General features: G+C 62.0%; 5 protein-coding genes and 1 pseudogene. 1 reads left to right on the forward strand and 5 read right to left on the reverse strand.

Annotation, left to right across the window (positions count from 1 at the left end):
- Positions 1-183 precede the first annotated feature (183 nt).
- The 4 genes and pseudogenes from HMPREF0591_RS34600 to HMPREF0591_RS29400 form a co-directional block, all read right to left on the reverse strand.
- Positions 184-609: a DUF4189 domain-containing protein gene (locus tag HMPREF0591_RS34600; RefSeq protein WP_007172512.1), complete on the reverse strand. Its 426-nt coding sequence runs from the start codon at positions 607-609 to the stop codon at positions 184-186.
- A 134-nt stretch (positions 610-743) separates the two neighbouring features.
- The gene (locus HMPREF0591_RS32810; RefSeq protein WP_007172513.1) at positions 744-1,085 is read right to left on the reverse strand and encodes a hypothetical protein; all 342 of its coding nucleotides are present in this window, start codon (positions 1,083-1,085) and stop codon (positions 744-746) included.
- Positions 1,086-1,555: 470 nt separating this feature from the next.
- Positions 1,556-1,852, reverse strand: a pseudogene (locus HMPREF0591_RS29395) (metal-sensitive transcriptional regulator).
- Between the two features lie 85 nt (positions 1,853-1,937).
- Entirely contained in the window at positions 1,938-3,416 is a 1,479-nt protein-coding gene (locus HMPREF0591_RS29400) for a multicopper oxidase family protein (protein ID WP_007172515.1), read from the reverse strand.
- A gap of 198 nt (positions 3,417-3,614) precedes the next feature.
- Here HMPREF0591_RS29400 and HMPREF0591_RS29405 point away from each other — a divergent pair, with 198 nt between their 5' ends.
- Complete coding sequence (locus tag HMPREF0591_RS29405) at positions 3,615-4,271, forward strand: class I SAM-dependent methyltransferase (RefSeq protein WP_007172516.1); 657 nt, start codon at positions 3,615-3,617, stop codon at positions 4,269-4,271.
- Positions 4,272-4,411: 140 nt separating this feature from the next.
- Here the strand turns inward: HMPREF0591_RS29405 and HMPREF0591_RS33570 are convergent.
- On the reverse strand, positions 4,412-4,600 hold a 189-nt coding region (locus HMPREF0591_RS33570), incomplete at its 5' end, for a hypothetical protein (RefSeq protein ID WP_208857818.1).

Consider the following 4,600-nt stretch of genomic DNA (forward strand, 5'->3'; position numbering starts at 1 on the left):
TTTTCCAGTTCCCTTCACCCTGTCGAGATTTGGCTAACGAAACCCACATCGATGGACCGGCGGGTTGATGACGATTCCGTCCGGAAAGGCAACGAAACCTCGGTCACGCCCACTGAACAGCAGAAAGCAACTCAAACGGTGACATGACCCTACCCTCAGGCCGAAACACTTGTCAGAAATACCTTAGTTACATGCCCAATTGACGATACGCCCACCGCCGAGCCTGTTGATGGCGTCCTCTTCCGCTAGCGAGCGCGTCACGCCTTTTCCACCTAGGTAAGTCGTGCCATCATAGGCGACGGCACCGCACCTTTGGTAGCTGACGATTAGTTTGCAATCCTTGACTCCGCATTGGTCCAACGCAACTTGGATCGCTCGTTCCCGAGTTCCATATCCCCGGGTTCTACCCCACGCACCGCTCGGGGCATAGGCCATAGCCCCATAGCGGATCACCGGGGGGACAGGTCCTTCGGGCATCACAGCCGTCTCGGGCATCAGCGTATTGGCGCCTACCCCTGGCATGAAAGGAAGCGCCGCAATCATCAACCCTGCGGTAGCCCCCACAGTGGCGACCGCAAGCCCGATCCGATATCGCCGTTTTATCATCATCTAGAGGTTCCTTTCCGGCTTCGAAATGGAGTAGACCGCATTGGTCAGGTCCGAAGGAACGACGTGCCGACGACTGCGATCGGAGGCTAATCCGGCCGTGGATAATGCCCGTTCATTTGTGTATTCACGTGGCGCTACGGGCGCGGCACGGGCGTCTGCACTGGGGTGGGAACCGTTTGCTGAGGACCGACCGATTCCTCCGGCTTCATTCCGCCAGAGCCCATCTTTCCGTGATCCATCATCGGGCAGGAAGTCTGAGGTTGGCCGGAAGCGGGTTGTCCACCATAGGGACCGTGTGTAGCGCGGCCCAGAAAGAACCCCGAGAAAAAGATTAGGGAAACGACGAAAACAACGCCGGCGACGATGCCGACCACGGTCAAAAGAAGATCTAGCCGATCGGCCCGGCCAGAATGACTGTCGCTTTGGCCGGATTCTGCCGGGCTGATCGATTCAGTGGATTCTGATTCGTGCGTCATAAATTGGAATCATGTCACGCATATACCTAGCGAGGGTAGGGTCTTACGTCCCTAACACCTAGCGTCGGCGGCGGGCCGTGCAGTTGAGGGCTCCTCGACAGGACCACCAGCAGGCGCCTCGGAGTCCCAGACATCTGAAAATCAGCAGATCATGGACCGATTGTGCCGGGAAATCCTCTGCCTGCCAGAAGGTCTCGGCGGCTAACGAGTGCTCATCGAATGAGACAAGGCCCCGGCCGGGACGTCGACACCTTAGGGTGATCAGTCGCTACACGTGCATTCGGGGTGGCCGCAGCTGCAGCCAGCCGCTTGCGTGCAGGCAGAATCGCCGCAGGTACATCCGGTGGACTTACAACAACAGTTGCGGTTCTCGTTCATAACGGTTACAGTACCCCGGTGGGGTATCATCGTCAAGGACCTGTCCCGTGGGGTTCCGTGTGGCCCGCAGATTGCCCTGCCCGTCCCGGTGGTTAGGAGCGCACCAGCCGCGCGATCGCGGCGGAGGCTTCGGCCAGCTTCATCTCCGCGTCGTCTCCTCCCTGCGTGATTGCTTGGGTCACGCAGTGGTCAAGGTGATCCTCGAGGAGGTTCAACGCCACCGACCGCAAACCACCATTGGCTGCGCTGATTTGGGTGAGGACATCGATGCAATATTTGTCGGCGTCGATCATCTTTGTGATGCCACGACTTTAGCCCTCAATGCGGCGCAATCGGCGTGCAGCAAAAATCGACGCCAGGTACCCCGAAGGGGCATGCCGGGAACTCATCGGGTCGCTCGGCTAAAGGGCTCGCTCGGCGCCCAGCAGCACGGCGCTGCCAGCAATGCCGCTTACGCTGGCCCGCTGTGACGGCTCAGGTGGTGTACTCGAGGCGAGTCATCATGCCGGCCTCTTGGTGATAGGTGTTGTGGCAGTGGAATACCCAGATGCCGGGGTTGTCCGCGACGAGGACGGCGCTCAATTTCTGCTTGGGCAGTACGCTGACGGTGTCTTTGCGCGGGCCGGGCCTGCCATCGGGCTTGATCACCTGAAAGGTGTGTCCGTGCAGGTGCATCGGGTGGTACATCATGGTGGTGTTGTCGAATGCCAGCGTGGCGCGTTGGCCCTGGCGGACCAGTAGCGGCTTGGTCTTGCTGTAGGGCTCACCGTTGATCAGCCAGTCGTACTTCGTCATGTCGCCACTCAGGACCACCGGGAGATTCACATCGGATTTTGTCACATCCAAATCGACTTCCGGTGCGGCGGTGAACATCTCGACGGTGCCGACTCGCTTGTTGAGTTCGGCCGGCTGGAAATCCGGTTCAGGGGCGCTGCCGGCGCCGGTGGAAAGCAGCGCCCGCGCCAGCGCGTTCTTGCCTTCGGCCAGCGCGACGAGGGGGAAAACGCCATCGCCGGCGGTGACGATGACGTCGTAGCGTTCGGCCATGCCGATCAGCAGGGCGTCGACCTCGGTGGGCACCACGGCGTAGCCGTCGGTGTGCGTGACGGTCATGGAATGCCCGGCCAGCGCGACGCGGAACGCCGTGTCGGAGCCGGAATTGATGATCCGGATCCGGATGCGCTGTCCGGGCTTGGCGCTGAACGTCGTGGGGGCGGCAGGAATTCGCCCATTGATGAGGTAGTACGGGTAGGAAATGTCCCCGGGATCGCCGCCGAGCAGACTGCTGGTTCCGACGCCGTCCATCTCCATGGGAGGCATGTTTCCCATGCCGGGCATGCTGCTCATGCTGGGCCTGCGCTGATTGGTCAAATCATCGTAAAGCTGCCTGGGGGTCTTGCCGACGCCGTCGGTCCAGTCGTCGAGTACCACGATCCACTCGGCGTCATAGCGGCCCCGCTCGCGGGGGTCATCGATGATCACCGGCAGATAGAGCCCGTAGTCGGCGTCCAGGCCGACGTGCGGATGCGCCCAGTAGGTGCCCGAGTGAGGAACAGAAAAGCGGTAGGTGAAGTCGTGGCCGGCACCGATGTCCGGGGTGGCCGGTGCAACGCCATCCATGTCGTTGCGCATCGCGATGCCATGCCAATGCACCGAGGTCGCCGAATCGAGCCGGTTGGCGACGGTGACCGCGAGCTCATCGCCGACATCGGCGCGGATCAGCGGGCCCGGGATGGCGTTGTCGTAGGCCATCGTGCGAACAGTGATGCCACCGAGGTCGATCGTTGAGAGCTGAGGCGTCAACGACGCCGTGACGGTGCGCCCGGTATGGGGCCGCGCCGCCTCGGCAGCAGCGATGGCGGCCGCCATTGCTGTGTTGTCGGTACGCGCGCTTGGCTCGCCGGATCGGCCGCAGGCGGCCAGGGCGAATCCGCCGGCCACGGTGGCGGCCATGAAGCCCCGCCTGCTGAGCTGTGCCCTGCCAGAGGTCCATTCGCACACGCCTGATACCTGTCTTTCATTGCGCCGTTGGGGGTTTCGTTCAGCCCCTAGGAGCGCGGCGCGCTCCGCTGGGTTCGAATATACGGCATGGGGGTATTGATGTACGTTGGGTGGGCCGCATTGAAAGCATATCCAGGAAGGATTTTTTAGATGGGACTGGCGCAGAGGCTGTTCGCTGATCATCGGCACGGTGATGGCTCCGGGTGGATACTCAACTATCCCCGTACCTATGAATGGGCCACCAATGCCTGGTCTCTGGGTCTACGTGCGCGCATGTGGGACCGGCTGGTCGGGCTATCCGGCGCCGAACCCGGCCATCGGGTGCTCGACGTCGGCTGCGGAACTGGGTACTTCACTCGACGAATCGCACGGGCGGTGCAGCCTGGTGGCAGCGTGGTCGGGATCGACCCCTCACAATCGATGGTGGACTACGCCGCGCGACGTGGACCGGCGAACTCCACCTTTCAGGTTGCCGCCGCCGAAGATCTGCCCTTCGCCGACCAGTCGTTCGACCTGGTGGTATCTAGCTTGGCGTTTCACCACTTTCCGGTCGAACGACGTGCCGAGGCGGTGCGGGAAATGTTTCGCGTTCTGCGACCGGGCGGGCGGCTATGCATCGCCGATCTTCGCCCCTCGGGCGGTGGCATCGTGCACCGGTTTGTTGCGGTTTTCAACGCCCATGCGAGGGAGCAGAACCGCTTGCACCAGCTCGATGAGCTGATTGCCGACGCGGGATTCTCCATCGTCGGCACCGGTGACCGGTTGTTGCTGCACTACATCACGGCGCAACGGCCACAGCATCGGTGAGTCCGGCGATGGGCGCGCGGGCCACGCGTTGAATCGATAATCGGGCAAGCCGGTGAGCATAGATCTCAGGCATCACCATGTCGGCCGCCGTGTAGGCAGGGAGCCTCATCCGCATCTGGTCGACCGCAACCTAGGGCCGCTCAACCGCCGAAGGTTCCCGTTTGCATATACGGGTATAGGGTATATTCTGCTTCTATGTCCGCCGGACGCGCAGTGAACGCCTCATCGGCAACGCACGCGATGAGCTGCGCATCCGCGCGTCGGCAACACCCCGGCTTACCCACGGATTTCTCGCGTATCGCCAGGGCTGGTGTGTCGTGATATTCGGC

It is taken from the genome of Mycobacterium parascrofulaceum ATCC BAA-614, assembly GCF_000164135.1.
Classification (GTDB): Bacteria; Actinomycetota; Actinomycetes; order Mycobacteriales; family Mycobacteriaceae; genus Mycobacterium; species Mycobacterium parascrofulaceum.